The sequence below is a fragment of the Pantoea sp. PNT03 genome (genome assembly GCF_014852515.1).
GTDB lineage: Bacteria > Pseudomonadota > Gammaproteobacteria > Enterobacterales > Enterobacteriaceae > Pantoea > Pantoea leporis.
The window spans coordinates 45,800-60,017 of sequence record NZ_JACVBT010000002.1 but is presented as its reverse complement, the minus strand read 5'-3'; the positions used below and the strand labels follow the sequence as shown (position 1 = coordinate 60,017).

Here is a 14,218-nt window from a genome sequence, read left to right as displayed (position 1 = left end):
TTAAATTTTTATCGTTACGTATTAACATATCAGCGAGTTACAGTCTTTACACACCTGTAACACATGAGAAGTAAAACTATGTCTGCCTTGATTCGTTTCGATCTGCATCCGCTGGCCGATGCCGACTGGCGTCGCACCTGCCGTGAGCAACTTAATCAGCACGGCGCTTTAGTTTTGCGTCAGTTCCTACAGCCCGCTGCGCTGCAGGCCATCATTGCCGAAGGCGATGCGCAGCGCCATCTGGCGTATCACACCGCCAGCAAACACAACGTTTATCTGATGAAAAAAGATGAGGCTTTCAGCGCCGATCATCCGCGTAATCGCGATGTCATTAGCACCAAAGGCTGCATCACCGATGATGTGATTGCCGCCGATTCGCCGCTGCGCCAGCTCTACAACGATGAACTGTTCAAAAGCTTCCTGTGCGATGTGCTGGGTGAAGAGGCGCTCTATCCGTATGCCGATCCGCTTTCGTCGATCAATCTGCACTACGCGCCCGACGGCCAGGAACTTGGCTGGCACTTTGATAACTCGTCGTTCGCCATCACGCTGCTGGTGCAGAAACCGCGCGCCGGCGCCGTGTTCCAGTATGTGAAAGATCTGCGCGATGCCGATGCCGGTGAGATGAATTTCGACGGTGTGGCGGCGGTGCTGGATCAGCGCCAGCCGGTGGAAGCGCTGGCGATTGATGCCGGGGATTTGGTGCTGTTCCGTGGGCGCAATTCGCTGCATCGCGTTACGCCAACCGAAGGCGATATCACCCGCATGCTGGCGGTGCTGGCGTATAACACCGAGCCAGGCATTGCCCTGTCGGAAACCGCCCGCATGACGTTTTACGGACGCTTATAAATCGATCAACGCCCGCCAGCCACGCACAAAAATCTGCTGGGTGCGAAAAGCCACCAGCGCGCGCCAGTCAGCGTCGGCGGGCCAAAATCCTTCCACCAGCTCCTGCTTAATCGCCCGCCCGCTTTCACTGGCTGGATCGCCTTGCAGATGCAGCCAGTGATCGTCGCGCACGCGGCGATGCATCTCCTCGCCAGGATAGGTGCCGCACTCCACCACCAGCGGCAAAATCTGCGTCTTCGGTAGCGACGTCAGCAGAAATTGCGACACATAGCCGGTAGCCGTCGCGGTCACGCCGGTTTCGCTGTCGCGCCCTGCGCCGGTGAACAGCAGCGTTAACCATTCTCCATAAATCTCCTTGCCCCAGTCATGTGCGGCAAAACGCTGCTCGGCAATCGACAGCAGCATCGGATGTCCCCACGCGCCCGCGCCGGTGTGCAGATCGAAGCTGATGATGGTTTTGGCCTGCGACAAGTGATCGGCGATGATGGTTTGCAGCGTGCGATACGACCAGCCTGGCTGTTGGCCGCCGTAAAAGAATCCGTCCGCCGCGCCATATTGCCCCGCTTCCACCACGCGTTTTATTGCCGGCCAACCGACGCTGTTGAGCGCGTCAGCTAACAGCTTATCGGCGCGGGCGCGATCGCCGTGGTAAATGCCATGCCACGCGGCGTAATCGGGATTGGCGGGTGAAGGCTGTGAAAAATCGATAAAGTTGCGATTGAGGTCGATGTTGTCTTCATTGACGCGGCGTAAATGCGCCGCGCCCCACGGATTGAGCTGATGCAGCATCACGATAGCAGTATCCGCGGGCAGCGCCGTGAGGTTGAAGGTATCCAGCCAGGCGATCTGGCAATCGGAGCCGTAATAGCCTTCTACGCCGTGCGTGCCGGAGATCACCAGCATCAGCCGTGATGCGTTGGCATCGCCGATTACCGCGACATCAGTGAAAAGTTCCTCGCCCTGCGGGCCGGGTAACGGATGCGCGTAGGACGTTAATGCGCCGTTTTGCCGTTTGACGGCGGCGAGAAAGCGGGCGCGTTGAGTTGGGTAGTGCGGTAAGTTCGTCATGATTTTTGAGTGAGTGTGGGTGCGGTTGGTGGGCAAGGTCGTCATCAATGGCGACCTTGCGTGCATATGAATTTTACGGATAGACCTTGAATTTGAAGTACTTCTTCGCCAGTTGGTCGTAAGTGCCGTTGCTGTGCAGTTCGGCCAGCGCGTTGTTGATCAACTTCAGATTGGCCGCATCGTCTTTACGCAATCCAATGCCCACGCCATTGCCCAACACCTCTTTATCCACCAGCGTGGCGCTGATGACGTAGTCTTTGCCGGCTGGCGTGTTAAGAAAACCTTGTTCTGCCGAAACCGCATTGGCCAGGCTGGCGTCGAGCCGTCCCGCCACCAAGTCAGGATAGATCTCCATCTGATTAGGGTAAGAAACCACACTCACGCCCTTGGTTGCCCACTGCGCTTTGGCGTAGGTTTCCTGAATGGTGCCCTGCGCGACGCCGATTCTTTTGCCGCGCAGCGCGTTAATGTCTCCCGTTAGCGGCGCTTTGGCGGGTGTAAGCAATGCGCTCGGCGTGACGTAAAGCATGTCGCTGAAAGCGACCTGCTCGCGGCGTTTCTCCGTCATCGACATCGCCGAAAGAATCGCATCAAACTTTCTCGCCTGCAGCGCCGGAATGCTGCCATCAAAACCAATCTGCACCCATTGGCACGTCACTTTGGCTTGGGCGCAAATCGCGTTGCCGAGGTCGATATCAAAGCCCTGCAAAGAACCGTCGCTGGCTTTGGATTCAAACGGCGGGAACGTTGGATCAACGCCGAAGCGCAAGGTTTGCTGGGCAAATGAAGCGTGGCTGAAAGCGCTCAGTGAAAGCAGTAAGGCAAAGGACAAACTTTTCTTCATTGTATCTCCGGCAGGTAGCTAAATTCACAACGTCATACAGAGTTAATAACATGGTGGACATGATCTCACTACAGAAATTACGGATTTAATGCAGAGGGAATACTTATTAAACAGAAGGGGTTAAGAAATTTTATCTTCGGCAGTAAGAGAATCTTAATGCCGAAGATGAACGTTATGCGGAAACAAACTTAGTTTGGATACACTTTATAACTTTGGTCACTGAAATAGTGTCACGCGCAAGCGTATTCATTCCATGTATCGCGGTAAATAATATTTCCTTCCGTGTACTTCCAGGTGATCGCCTCATAACGCAACTCTAATGTTTCAACATGAGTGTTGCTCTGACCATTTGGGGCAAGGTAAGGCGAAACCGTGGTGATTTTAACGTTATCCAAAATGATATTGAAATATTCGGACTCAATGCCTGATTCAAGAATCCGATACATCTTGATCGTAGCTTTTTTAAGTGTGCGCCCTTCACATACAGCGCGATAAAGAATTGGTGTTGTCTTGTCGAACTCTTTTACTATCACGATAGGTTGATGGACTCGCGTTGCGGTCAATTTTCCCCTATTTGGATCTACTGGGATGGTTATGCCGTGTGAAAATGATTTTAATTCGATAGAACCTAACCTCAGTGGGATTAAACAACTTCCAACAATAGGCGAGCCATTTTCATCTTCTAGCCATAAATGTGCGGGTGTCGACATACAATATCCTTATCTGTTAACAGTTTTTTAAACTTCATCATTTTATGTAACGAGCCACGATGACCAGCGCGAATATAAAGAAAACCGCAATAGGCCAAACTGGACTTCCTGGAAAAAAATGAGCCTGAAGTAATGCAAAGACAATGGTCAATATTGCCGGTCCGTATATCCATACTAACGACCTAACTAATGAACACATTGAGTCTTTTATAAATTTAATCATAGTTACCTAATCAACCGGGTAATGATATCTGCAATATTTTCTTCAGTTGCCCACTGAGCATCCAGGGCACTCGCGCGTTGCATTACGGGTTCAATTAGGAAATACATCATTTCCAGATTCTGTAAATAGAGCGCTGAATAATAGACGGGATATTGAGTTTGAAGGCGGTGTGCACTATCTGCTGCCCTCTGAACAATACCATACAAAGCTGCTGCTCCCACTACACCACCGGCTATTCGCCTTGTCAGCGCGCTGATCTCCATACTCAGGTTTAATCCCATGCGAACGGCGCTGGCTGCCGCCATAGCAAAACCTGCGTTAGTCAGTGAACTTGCAGCAATATGAACATTAACCGTCACAAGCTTTTTCTTTATGTATTCTAATTGCTGTGCAGTTTTATATTTTAGCAGTTCTTCAAAATATACTTTAAGCATCTCAAAGCCAATATCTCCATGCCTGAGAAGTCGGTAAACCCCATCCCGAAAACGGATATCTTCATTTTTTTGCCGCAGGCATACATCGTTATATTCATCAGTGAAACAGGACGTGTAAAACAACGCTCGGGTAGCACCAGCACCGATTGATTTGACCTATTCCGCCACCTGTTTTCCGACAGCATCAACGGCATTGTCAAGTTTCATTACGAGAATTTTATTTGCTTGAAGATAACTGATGACTTCACTGTTGTTAAACATAACTTTTGCATCCTATATCCTTATAGTAACTGTGGTCTACGATACTGATTATCAAATTTTAGATCCACCTATTACGTTAGGTCATTTCTATATAACAAGTGCGCATGTCATTCTTTTGTCATAACTCGCTCACGCTGATGTCAGAGCCGATTGCATATCCTGATGGCCTACCTTCAAATCAGGAGTATTAAGATGAAATCGAACAAACTCACCCTTGCAGCGGGCATGCTGCTGGCTATCGCAGGCGGATGCGATTGACGTGCGCCTTTTGTCGCAGCGAATGCCTGAACAGGCGGTAGCGGAACTGCAGCCGCTGGTGGCGGCTTTCAATCAGATACTGGGGGCGCCTTGAACGGAGTTATCAACAGTTGAGCCAGGTTTCTACTGATATGGCGCACGATCTGCGCACGCCGATTAGCACGCTGATCGGCCAAACTGAAGTGGCACTGAGTCAGACGCACAGCGTCGTAGATTATCTGGCGCTGCACGGCGAACTGCTCGCTGATCCGCAACTGCTGCAACGCGCGCTGGCGAATCTGACGGCCAACGCCTTGTGCTACGGCGAACGAGATTCCACCGTGCGCATTTTCAATCGGGCCAGCGCTTTGATGGTGGAGAATCAGGGCCCGGCAATGAGCGCGGAACAGCAGGCACGCATCTTTGATCGCTTCTGGCGCGCCGATGCGTCACATCATCAGGGCAGCAGCGGTTTGGGCTTATCGATTGTGCGCAGCATTATGCGTTTGCATCAGGGAAGTTGTGAGATGCATAGCGAGCAGGGTGTGAACCGCTTTACGTTGCGGTTTCAGTATTGATCTTGCGCGATAAATCGCGCCGCTACAGAAACGTGCGTCCATCCGTAGCGGCGCAATTTATTGCGCGAAATATTTAAATAAAGGTAAAAATCTCGTCACGTGGCAAACGTGATTTCGGCAGCGCGGCGTTGAAATCCGCATCGCTGCGATAACCCAGCGACACCAGCACCACGCTGGTAAAGCCCTTCTCACGCAGACCCAGCGCCTGATCCAGCGCGCGCTGATCGAAACCTTCCATCGGTGTGGCATCAATGCCCAACATCGCTGCGCCCAGCAACAATCCGCCCAACGCCAGATAAACCTGCTTTTCCATCCACTGCGGCACATCGCGTGATTCATAGCGATGCATATCGACATAGCTGCGACGCACCATGTCATTGTTCGCTTTGCTTTCCGGCTTGGCGTAACGGCCATCAGCATCTTCCTGATCGAGCACGTTCTGCAAATGCGCTTCATCCAGATCGGTGCGCATGCACAGCGCGATAACGTGCGAGGCATTGCGCACTTTCGGGCTGTTATAGGCAAAGGCGCCATCGGTAGATGCGGCGATTTGCTCGCGACCCGCTTCGGTTGACGCCACCACAAAATGCCACGGCTGCGAGTTCACCGAAGACGGGCTGTTGCGCAGCACGTTCAGCAGGGTTTCGATTTCATCCTGCGGCAGGCTTTTACCTTGTTCAAAGGCTTTTACAGTGTGACGACGAGCGACTGCATCATTGAGTGTCATGGCCTATTCCTTTTTCTTTTTAGCGCGATAAATCGCGCCGCTACAGAAGCGTGCGGATATCCGTAGCGGCGCAATTTATTGCGCGTGGTTTGCATCATTTATTGCGTTAAGTTGGTTAAAACCCGCTCAGCACGATCTTACCGCGTGCGCGACCGCTCTCAATCAGCGCATGCGCCTTGCGCAAATTGGCGGCATTGATCATGCCGTGATGTTCGCCGGCGGTGGTTTGCAGCGTTTGGTCATCAATCAACTGGCTCACGCGCTGCAGAATCTCATGTTGGCGCTGCATATCGGCGGTATGGAACAGCGAACGGGTGAACATCAATTCCCAGTGCAGTGAAATCGCTTTGCGCTTCAGCGGCACCGCATCCAGCGTCTCAGGATCGTCGATCAACGCCAGCTTGCCCTGCGGCGCGAGCGCATCAATCAGCTGATCGTAATAGCTGTCGGTGTGCGTCAGCGAGGCGACATAGCGCACCTCTTTATGCCCAATCGCCGCCAGCTGTTCGCCCAGCGGTTGAGAATGATCAATCACATGATGCGCGCCCAGCGAACGCACCCAATCCGCCGTTTCCGGGCGGGAAGCGGTGCCGATCACCGTCAATTTGGTTAGCTTGCTGGCGAGTTGCGTCAATATGGAACCGACGCCGCCACCTGCGCCAATAATCAGCAGCGCGGCGTTGTCCTCGGCTTGTACCTCAAGACGATCAAACAGCAGTTCCCACGCGGTCAGCGAGGTCAGCGGCAGCGCGGCGGCATCGGCGTCATTCAGTGAACGCGGTTTGTGCCCGGCGATGCGCTCATCCACCAGACCATATTCGGCATAGCTGCCGGCGCGCGTGATATCACCAGCATAAAACACCTCGTCGCCCGGCTGGAACAGCGTGACGTCTGCGCCCACTGCTTCCACCACGCCTACCGCATCCCAACCCAGAATGCGCGGCTGATCGGTTGGCGCACCGGCGCGCACTTTGGTGTCCACCGGATTCACCGCAATGGCGTGAATTTTTACCAGCAGATCGCGCGCGCCCGGCGTTGGCTTATCAACCTCAAGCTCATACAGCGCATTTTCATCGGAAATCGGTAAACCGTTTTGGCTATAAACAATGGCTTTCATCAGGCAGATCCTTATTCATCAGCAGGTTTGGTGAAGTAAATTCAGCATAGCGGTCCACAGCGCAATGAAAAATGCCAGTTGCAGGTGAACACTTTCACTCTTAGAGTGAAAATCCCTGCTGACTACCACGATGAATAAGAAGATGATCCGACTGGAAGATGTCACTCTGTTTGTGCGTTCAGCCGCACTCGGCAGCTTTTCACGCGCGGCGCGCGAGGTGAATTTACTGCCCGGACAGGTCAGCGCGGCGATTCAGCGGCTGGAGCGGGAACTGGATCGCCGCTTGTTCGCCCGTTCCACCCGCAGCCTGCGCTTAACCGCCGAAGGGGAAAAGTATCTGCCCTTTGCGCAGGAGATGCTGGCGCTGATGCATGCCGGTGCCGACAGCTTGCAGAGCGATGAAGATGCGCTGAGCGGCGAGCTGAAAATCGCGCTGCCGTCGGATATTGGTCGCAATATTTTGCTGCCGTTGATCACTGACTTTTGCCGCGCGCATCCGGCGCTGGCAGTGCGGCTCTCCTTTTCCGACCAGATCAGCGATGTGTTCCGCGATCCGGTGGATATCGCCATTCGCTACGGCAAGCTGGAAGACAGCAGCTACGTGGCGTTGCCGCTGGCGGAGGACAATCGCCGCGTGATGGTGGCGTCGCCGGATTACCTTGATCGTCACGGTCGACCGCAACAGCTGGAGGAGATCGCCCAGCACCATCATGGCCTGCTGTTTATGATGGGCGGCCACGTCTACGACAAATGGACCTTTCCGCAGGATGGCATGCGCCGCCAGATCACGGTGAAAAGCCGCATGCTGTGTGATGACGCAGAAGTGGCGCGGCGCTGGGCCATCGCCGGTATGGGCATCGCCTATAAATCGTGGATTGATGTGTGTGACGATGTGCTGGCCGGCAGGCTGGAACGCGTAATGCCAGAGATGCCGGGCGAAAGCACGCCGCTGCACCTTATCTGCCCGCATCGCAAACAGTTCTCTCCAGCGATCCGCGCGTTGCATGAGGTATTGCGCACGCCGCTGCGTGCGTTAACCGCGAAGCTCACCCAGCATGAGTAGCGTCGCGATTTATCGTGCAGCTTAGTCATTGAACTTTGCGCGCTGCGTTGTAATTACTGTCACACAGGGGCCCGCATTTAGGTCGTTATGCTCGTCAGTTAAGACGTGAAAATCCTTAGTTACCGAGAGCTCACATTGTAGCGGCGCAATGCATTGCGCGATAAATCGCGCCGCTACGGAAGAAGCGGTGATTTGATACGGCGCTTAACTGAGCGGCATTACGCCATGAATGGCGACCTCATCACATCAACTTACCCTGGAAAATCGGCACGGATTCGAACAGATAGCCATCAAAGTCTGGCGCATCGGCATCGGATAACTCCAGCAATGTGTTCTTGACGTTTTCCAGGTGCTGCCACATCGCCTGCCAGGAACCCATCACATCCCGGCGTCGCAGCGCGGCCAGAATGGTTTGATGATCGCCCAGCCACTTCAGGCGATAGGCGCGGGTTTCATACTGCGGTCGCAGCTGCTGCCAGAGCGGGCTGGCTTCGTGATGACGCCAGACGCTGGTCACCGTATCGAGCAACATCTGATTTTGCGTCGCGCCTGCCAGTAGCAGATGAAATAACTTGTCGTTATCCTGGCTGCTGTCGTTGAGCGCGATGGCGCGCTGCTCTTGCTCCAGCGTGCGGCGCAGGTTTTCAATATCGGCTTTGGTGGCCATTTTGGCGGCGAAGGCCGCGATGTTGCTCTCCAGCAGCTGACGCGCCTGCAACATCTCGAACGGGCCGACATCGCTGCGGAAAAAGGCCTCTTCCGCATCCTCGCTTTCCGAAGGAATGCGCATCACGTAAACGCCAGAACTTTGACGAATATCCACCGTGCCTTCCAGCTCCAGCATTAGCAACGCTTCACGCACAATGGTGCGGCTCACGCCCCAGGTTTCGGCCAACTGCCGCTCTGGCGGCAGTCGTGATCCAACCGGATAATGACCATCAAGGATTTGCTGACGCAGATGCTGACCAATTTCCTGATACTGCTTTTTCTCTTGTGGCGCTTCGGCTTTTTCCACGCTCTCACCCTTTTGCATCATGGTGCATTCGGCCCGGCCGCGTCCTGTGCGAGCCGGAGCCTGACTGCTATCTGGGCGCTAGTGTACCAAAGCCAGTGCCTGATCGAGTACCTTTGCACCATTCAACGTGCCGTAAGCCACGGTATCGATCACCGCAATCGGCAGCTGATAGCTGTCGGTCAGCTTTTTATTCTCCTCCAGCTTAAAGCGCACCTGCGGTCCCAACAGCACCACCACCACGTCCTGACCGTAGTTTTGTAACTCTTCACGCAGGTTCTGTTCCGGAATGGCGTAGATCTGGTACTCAAGACCGCGTGCTACCGCCTCTTTCTCAATGCGGGTGACTAACATCGAAGTCGACATGCCTGCCGCGCAGGCCAGAATAATGCGTTTCATAGGTGGTCCTTATTTGGCTTCATCGTCAATGTTGAGGGTCAATTGCTGGGTATCGCGCAATTGACGGAACCAGTGCGCGGATTTCTTCATCCGCCGCTGCCGCTGGTTGTCGAGGTCGATCTCGATCAGTCCGTAGCGGTTTTTGAAGGCGTTCATCGGCGAAACGTTGTCGGTAAACGCCCACAGCATGTAGCCCTGACAGTTGCTGCCCGCTTCACGCGCACGCACCGCCTGGTAGAGATGTTCAGCAATAAAGTTGATGCGGTAGTCGTCCTGAATTTCGCCCTGCGCATCCTTAAACTGCGATTCGTTCTCGATGCCCATGCCGCTCTCGGCCACAAACCACGGCAGATTGCCGTACTCCTCTTTCATACGCTGCGCCATGTCGAAGACAATGCGCGGCTGAATTTCCCAACCGCGCGAGCTGTTCATGCGGCGGCCTGGCAACTCAAAATGTTCGTAGTAAAAAGCGGGATGGAATGGCGTCTCTGGGTGCCAGGCGCGTGAAGGCGCTTTAACACGATGCGGATAGTAAAGATTCAGCCCCACTTCATCGACGGTGTTGGCGGCGATGATCGCCAGCTCTTCCTCGGTCGCATCCCACGGCACCTCATGTTTATCCAGCAACTGCAGTAATTCCGCTGGATAGACGCCTTTGATTGCCGGATCGAGAAACACCCGGTTGTAGAACAGATCGTAGATTTTTGCGGCTTTAACATCGTGCGCCGCCGAAGAGCGCGGATAGGTCACTTCCGGATTGAGAATGGTGCCCACCGTGCCGGCATAACCCTGCTGGCGGAACAGCTTGACCACCTTCGCCGTGGCGAGATTTTTATGGTGATTCCACTGCATCCACTTATGGGTGTTCTGTTCATACGGCCAGCGCAGCGCATCAAGATAGACGCGCGTCTGCACCACAATCGGCTCATTGAAAACAAACCAGCGCTTCACTTTTCCGGCGTAGCGGGCAAACACCTTCTCGGCATAGCGGGTAAAAAGCTCAACCACATGTTTTGATTGCCAGCCGCCGTACTCTTCCAGCAACTGTAGCGGCAGTTCGTAATGTTCGAGGCACAACATCAGTTCAATGCCCTGACGCTGCATCTCGTCAATCAGCTGGTCGTAGTAGGCCGCGTACTCCTCATCAACCACCGCGTTTTCATAATCGGTGAGAAAACGCGACCAGTTGATCGAGGTGCGATAGTGCGTCAGCCCCGCCGCTTTCATCAGCGCCACGTCTTCGCGGAAGCGGTTGATAAAATCCGTTGCTACCGCCGGTCCATAGCCGTTATGCCAGACGTGCCGATCCTGCTGATACCAGGCATCCAGATACGAATCCTGGCCGGCTTTTTTGCCGCTCCAGCCTTCGGTTTGCCAGGCCGATGCCGCCGCGCCGAGAATAAAACCCTGCGGCAGCGCAATGGTGTGCTTACTCATAGATCCTCCTTAATTTTGTGCCAGTTCGGCCTGCAGATTTTTTGCTTCCGCCGCTTCGGCGCGACGCGCGGCCACTTTGACAAAAGGCAGATAAATCAACACCGAAACTACGATGCAGATGATTTGCGTCACCACCGCACCCATCGAACCGGCGGTAGAAAGCCACGCATTGATGATCGGCGGCGTAGTCCAGGGAACCATCACCACCGCTTTACCGGCAAAGCCCATCACCGTGGCGAAATAGCCAATCGAACCGGTTACCAGCGGGGTGATGATGAAGGGAATAGCAAGAATGGGGTTGAGCATGATCGGCATACCAAAAATCACCGGCTCATTGATGTTGAATAAGCCAGGTCCAAACGACAGTTTGGCGATTTCACGCATCTCTTTGCGTTTGGTGGCAATCATCACGGCGGTTAAAAGCCCGATAGTCAGGCCGGAACCGCCGATGCTCATGTACACGTCCCAGAATGGCATGGTGATGATGTTTGGCGCTTCCTTACCCTGCTCGAAGGCGTTCATGTTGACCAGAATCGCCCCCAGCAGCAGCGGCTCACGAATCGGTTTCACCATCTGGTTGCCATGAATACCAATCACCCAGAACAGCTGGGCAACAAACATCAGCAGCAGAATGCCCCACAAGCTCTGCACCACCGATTCCAGCGGCTGCTGCACCACTTTGTACACCGCGTCGTACAGGTACATGCCGGTGATCTGATGGAAGATAAAGCCAAAGGTAGCGACCAGCGTGACGGTGATGATCGACGGAATCAGCGCGGAAAATGACGCAGCAACGTTCGGCGGCACGGTATCCGGCATTTTGATTTTCAGCCGTTCAACCTGCTCCAGCCGGCAGTAAATCTCCACCGACAGAATGGCGATGAACATGCCGAGGAACAGACTTTTGGTATCGGAGAACTGTTTCGCCAGCATATCGGTTACCACTTGCATCTGGCCATCCACCAGCATTTGCAGCGTGGTGGGCGTCACCGAGATGAAGCAGATGATCGCCAGCAGGCCGGGAAACAGCGTTTTAATGCCGTTAATGCGGCCCAATTCGATACCAATCAGAAACACCGCGCCGATATTCAGAAAGCTCAGCGTGGCGTAGTTAATGCTGCTGGTGATCGGTTTCAGATCGGCGAGAAACGACAGTGCAGAGAAACTGGCGAGGCCATTTTTCGGGTCCAGCACCATGTTGGAAATCAGCACCGAAAACGCGCCGACGATGATCACCGGCATCAGCGTAATAAACGAGGCTTTGATCGCCATGATGTAGCGGTAGCTGTTGAATCGCGTGGCAAAGCTACCCAGTGAATCGATAAGACGTTCCTGTAGAGACATTGGTCAACCCTCAGCGGTTTTAGGTGTTATGCAATAGCTTGATGGTTCGTGGCATACCAAAATGGCGATATTTGTCGTTAATTTCTGTGATCATACTCGCGGAACTCTTTTTTGGTATTCCGGTAGCATCGTTATTACCAATTTGGCATACCAATAAGTGAGGCGGATATGGATTTTGAACAAACGATGATGGAGTTGCTGATTAATGCCGGTGAGGCGCGATCGCAAGCCATGATGGCGATCCAGCAGGCGCGTAAAGCTGACTGGCAAGGTGCCGATGAGGCATTAGCGGCATCCGACGAGGCGGCTAAGGCAGCGCATAAAATCCAGACCGCGTTAATTGGTGCCGATGAAGGCAGCGGCAAAGTGCCGGTCACGCTGATTTTGGTGCATGCGCAGGATCATCTGATGACGGCGATGCTGTGCCGCGATTTGGCGGGCGAGTTGGTGCTGTTAAGGAAGGAGTTGCATGGGAAGTAAGGATGCAGCAAGGATGAATAGTTAAACCATTCTGGAAGAATGCAGCTTCAGGCGATATAACATTGGTTCACTTCCGCCATCGCAGAGGAACCTATGGCGCTGTCACATGAACTGATTCTGATCTACACCACCTATTTCGTCGCTACCGCCAGTCCCGGCCCGAGCAATATGGCGATTATGGGTACGGCGATGAAACAGGGACGCGGCGCGGCGCTGGCATTAGCGAGCGGCGTGATTGGCGGTTCAATGATGTGGGCGCTGCTGGCGGCTTGCGGGGTTCTCACCGTGCTGGCCACCTTTGCGCAACTGCTGATTGTGCTGAAGATTGGCGGAGGACTGTATCTGCTGTGGCTGGCGTTCAAGGCGGGGAAATCGGCGCTGCGTCGGCCAGATGCCAGTGAATTCGCACCGGTCAGCGAAAAAGCGCGCTTCGGCAGAATGTTTCGTCAGGGCATTTTGATGCACGTCGGCAATCCTAAAGCGATTTTGACGTGGGTGGCGATCATGTCGGTGGCGTTAAAACCGGGTGCGGCGGCATCAACCTTGCCGATGATTATTGCAGGCTGCGCGGCAATTTGTGTGCTGGTGTTTGGCGGTTACGCGCTGCTGTTTTCCACCGCGGTGATGGCGGCTTTCTATCGCCGCATCCGTCGTGGGCTGGATGCGCTGCTGGCTTGCTGCTTCACAGTTGCGGGATTGAAGCTGGTGTTTAGCCGGAGTTGATGTTGGGAGGTCGCCATCAATGGCGACCTGAAAAAACCATACTGGTGCGCATTTATGCGCACCCATACATCAGGAATTATTCGGCGGCGTGGCGTCGGTTTCGCTGAACGCGGGCTTCTGGCGCGTTACAGAATAGACCACGTTTTTCGGGCTGTTCGGATCGGTGGTGACATCCACGGATGCGATGGTCACTTTGCCAAAACCAAACAGCGTCTGCACGTAACCACCAATCTGGTGTTTACCTGGCGCAACACGAATTTCTCGTTTTTCACCCTTCTTCAGCAGCCCCGCATCCTGACCATCTACCGTCACATAGACAGAAGAACCGTCATCGGTACGCGTCACCAGGTGCGAAACGTTAATCACCGTTGGGCCGGTCTCGAATGGAGAAGGCGAATCATTATTGTCGATTGGCGCGCCGGTTGCAGGCTGAGCGGCGGATGCGTCCGCAGTCGCAGTGCTGTCATGAGATGTACCAGTAACGGCGGCAAGGCGGGCGCAGCCGGTGAGCATGATTGTTGCCATCAAAGTGGCTAAAGTGAAGCGCGATAACATCGTGACGAAAAACCCCTGCTAAATGAGAAGCGCGTATTTTAACGTGCCTTGCAGAGTGATGACAGTCACACAAATACAGTATTTTCCGAAAACCGCTTAATAAATACCTGGCTGAAAAGCGCGTCGCACGGAATGCGAAACGAAACGGCGGCCACGC

The 14,218-nt window shown here is 53.9% G+C and carries 15 protein-coding genes and 1 pseudogene; 5 read left to right on the top strand and 11 right to left on the bottom strand.

What is annotated here, in order from left to right; genetic code table 11:
* Positions 1–78 precede the first annotated feature (78 nt).
* Positions 79–849: a 2OG-Fe(II) oxygenase gene (locus tag IB226_RS08400; RefSeq protein WP_110866747.1), complete on the top strand. Its 771-nt coding sequence runs from the start codon at positions 79–81 to the stop codon at positions 847–849.
* Here IB226_RS08400 and IB226_RS08395 read toward each other — a convergent pair.
* The 4 genes and pseudogenes from IB226_RS08395 to IB226_RS08380 form a co-directional block, all read right to left on the bottom strand.
* Positions 844–1,917, bottom strand: coding sequence for a DUF2817 domain-containing protein (locus IB226_RS08395; protein WP_192235566.1), 1,074 nt, complete (start codon positions 1,915–1,917; stop codon positions 844–846). The genes IB226_RS08400 and IB226_RS08395 overlap by 6 nt on opposite strands.
* 73 nt (positions 1,918–1,990) lie before the next feature.
* Complete coding sequence (locus IB226_RS08390; RefSeq protein ID WP_101761728.1) at positions 1,991–2,761, bottom strand: transporter substrate-binding domain-containing protein; 771 nt, start codon at positions 2,759–2,761, stop codon at positions 1,991–1,993.
* A 230-nt stretch (positions 2,762–2,991) separates the two neighbouring features.
* Complete coding sequence (locus tag IB226_RS08385) at positions 2,992–3,471, bottom strand: type VI secretion system tube protein TssD (RefSeq protein ID WP_061719111.1); 480 nt, start codon at positions 3,469–3,471, stop codon at positions 2,992–2,994.
* A 225-nt stretch (positions 3,472–3,696) separates the two neighbouring features.
* Positions 3,697–4,389: pseudogene (locus IB226_RS08380) on the bottom strand (hypothetical protein).
* A gap of 368 nt (positions 4,390–4,757) precedes the next feature.
* On the opposite strand from IB226_RS08380, the gene IB226_RS08375 reads away from it, so the two are divergent.
* Complete coding sequence (locus IB226_RS08375; protein WP_225608242.1) at positions 4,758–5,204, top strand: ATP-binding protein; 447 nt, start codon at positions 4,758–4,760, stop codon at positions 5,202–5,204.
* Between the two features lie 73 nt (positions 5,205–5,277).
* Here IB226_RS08375 and nfsB read toward each other — a convergent pair whose 3' ends face one another.
* Positions 5,278–5,931 (bottom strand): oxygen-insensitive NAD(P)H nitroreductase, encoded by a 654-nt coding sequence (gene nfsB / locus IB226_RS08370; RefSeq protein ID WP_110866742.1) that lies wholly within the window; start codon positions 5,929–5,931, stop codon positions 5,278–5,280.
* Positions 5,932–6,046: 115 nt separating this feature from the next.
* Positions 6,047–7,048 carry a zinc-binding alcohol dehydrogenase family protein gene (locus tag IB226_RS08365; protein ID WP_192234610.1) on the bottom strand — a complete coding sequence of 334 codons (1,002 nt, stop codon included), beginning with the start codon at positions 7,046–7,048 and terminating at the stop codon, positions 6,047–6,049.
* Between the two features lie 142 nt (positions 7,049–7,190).
* Here IB226_RS08365 and IB226_RS08360 point away from each other — a divergent pair, with 142 nt between their 5' ends.
* Positions 7,191–8,111 (top strand): LysR family transcriptional regulator, encoded by a 921-nt coding sequence (locus IB226_RS08360; protein ID WP_192235565.1) that lies wholly within the window; start codon positions 7,191–7,193, stop codon positions 8,109–8,111.
* A gap of 241 nt (positions 8,112–8,352) precedes the next feature.
* On the opposite strand, the gene IB226_RS08355 is transcribed toward IB226_RS08360, so the two are convergent.
* The 4 genes from IB226_RS08355 to IB226_RS08340 all read right to left on the bottom strand — a co-directional run bounded on the left by IB226_RS08355 (position 8,353) and on the right by IB226_RS08340 (position 12,303).
* Positions 8,353–9,126 carry an FCD domain-containing protein gene (locus tag IB226_RS08355; RefSeq protein WP_036650080.1) on the bottom strand — a complete coding sequence of 258 codons (774 nt, stop codon included), beginning with the start codon at positions 9,124–9,126 and terminating at the stop codon, positions 8,353–8,355.
* Between the two features lie 78 nt (positions 9,127–9,204).
* Positions 9,205–9,522 (bottom strand): PTS sugar transporter subunit IIB, encoded by a 318-nt coding sequence (locus IB226_RS08350; RefSeq protein WP_008110135.1) that lies wholly within the window; start codon positions 9,520–9,522, stop codon positions 9,205–9,207.
* 9 nt (positions 9,523–9,531) lie between these two features.
* The gene (locus IB226_RS08345) at positions 9,532–10,959 is read right to left on the bottom strand and encodes a glycoside hydrolase family 1 protein (RefSeq protein ID WP_192234608.1); all 1,428 of its coding nucleotides are present in this window, start codon (positions 10,957–10,959) and stop codon (positions 9,532–9,534) included.
* A gap of 9 nt (positions 10,960–10,968) precedes the next feature.
* Positions 10,969–12,303: a PTS sugar transporter subunit IIC gene (locus IB226_RS08340; RefSeq protein ID WP_192234606.1), complete on the bottom strand. Its 1,335-nt coding sequence runs from the start codon at positions 12,301–12,303 to the stop codon at positions 10,969–10,971.
* A 168-nt stretch (positions 12,304–12,471) separates the two neighbouring features.
* Between IB226_RS08340 and IB226_RS08335 the strand changes: the two genes are divergently transcribed.
* Positions 12,472–12,783 (top strand): PTS lactose/cellobiose transporter subunit IIA, encoded by a 312-nt coding sequence (locus IB226_RS08335; RefSeq protein WP_192234604.1) that lies wholly within the window; start codon positions 12,472–12,474, stop codon positions 12,781–12,783.
* A gap of 93 nt (positions 12,784–12,876) precedes the next feature.
* A complete protein-coding gene (locus IB226_RS08330) occupies positions 12,877–13,506 on the top strand; it encodes a LysE family translocator (RefSeq protein WP_192234602.1) in 630 nt (209 codons plus the stop codon).
* A gap of 69 nt (positions 13,507–13,575) precedes the next feature.
* On the opposite strand, the gene IB226_RS08325 is transcribed toward IB226_RS08330, so the two are convergent.
* A complete protein-coding gene (locus IB226_RS08325) occupies positions 13,576–14,061 on the bottom strand; it encodes a hypothetical protein (protein WP_101761737.1) in 486 nt (161 codons plus the stop codon).
* Positions 14,062–14,218 lie beyond the last annotated feature (157 nt).

Excerpts from the sequence above, each read along its gene's own strand:
- IB226_RS08400 (WP_110866747.1), top strand. The coding sequence starts at position 79 with ATGTCTGCCTTGATTCGTTTCGATCTGCATCCGCTGGCCGATGCCGAC.
- IB226_RS08395 (WP_192235566.1), bottom strand. The coding sequence starts at position 1,917 with ATGACGAACTTACCGCACTACCCAACTCAACGCGCCCGCTTTCTCGCC.
- IB226_RS08390 (WP_101761728.1), bottom strand. The coding sequence starts at position 2,761 with ATGAAGAAAAGTTTGTCCTTTGCCTTACTGCTTTCACTGAGCGCTTTC.
- IB226_RS08385 (WP_061719111.1), bottom strand. The coding sequence starts at position 3,471 with ATGTCGACACCCGCACATTTATGGCTAGAAGATGAAAATGGCTCGCCT.
- nfsB (WP_110866742.1), bottom strand. The coding sequence starts at position 5,931 with ATGACACTCAATGATGCAGTCGCTCGTCGTCACACTGTAAAAGCCTTT.
- IB226_RS08365 (WP_192234610.1), bottom strand. The coding sequence starts at position 7,048 with ATGAAAGCCATTGTTTATAGCCAAAACGGTTTACCGATTTCCGATGAA.
- IB226_RS08360 (WP_192235565.1), top strand. The coding sequence starts at position 7,191 with ATGATCCGACTGGAAGATGTCACTCTGTTTGTGCGTTCAGCCGCACTC.
- IB226_RS08350 (WP_008110135.1), bottom strand. The coding sequence starts at position 9,522 with ATGAAACGCATTATTCTGGCCTGCGCGGCAGGCATGTCGACTTCGATG.
- IB226_RS08345 (WP_192234608.1), bottom strand. The coding sequence starts at position 10,959 with ATGAGTAAGCACACCATTGCGCTGCCGCAGGGTTTTATTCTCGGCGCG.
- IB226_RS08340 (WP_192234606.1), bottom strand. The coding sequence starts at position 12,303 with ATGTCTCTACAGGAACGTCTTATCGATTCACTGGGTAGCTTTGCCACG.
- IB226_RS08335 (WP_192234604.1), top strand. The coding sequence starts at position 12,472 with ATGGATTTTGAACAAACGATGATGGAGTTGCTGATTAATGCCGGTGAG.
- IB226_RS08330 (WP_192234602.1), top strand. The coding sequence starts at position 12,877 with ATGGCGCTGTCACATGAACTGATTCTGATCTACACCACCTATTTCGTC.
- IB226_RS08325 (WP_101761737.1), bottom strand. The coding sequence starts at position 14,061 with ATGTTATCGCGCTTCACTTTAGCCACTTTGATGGCAACAATCATGCTC.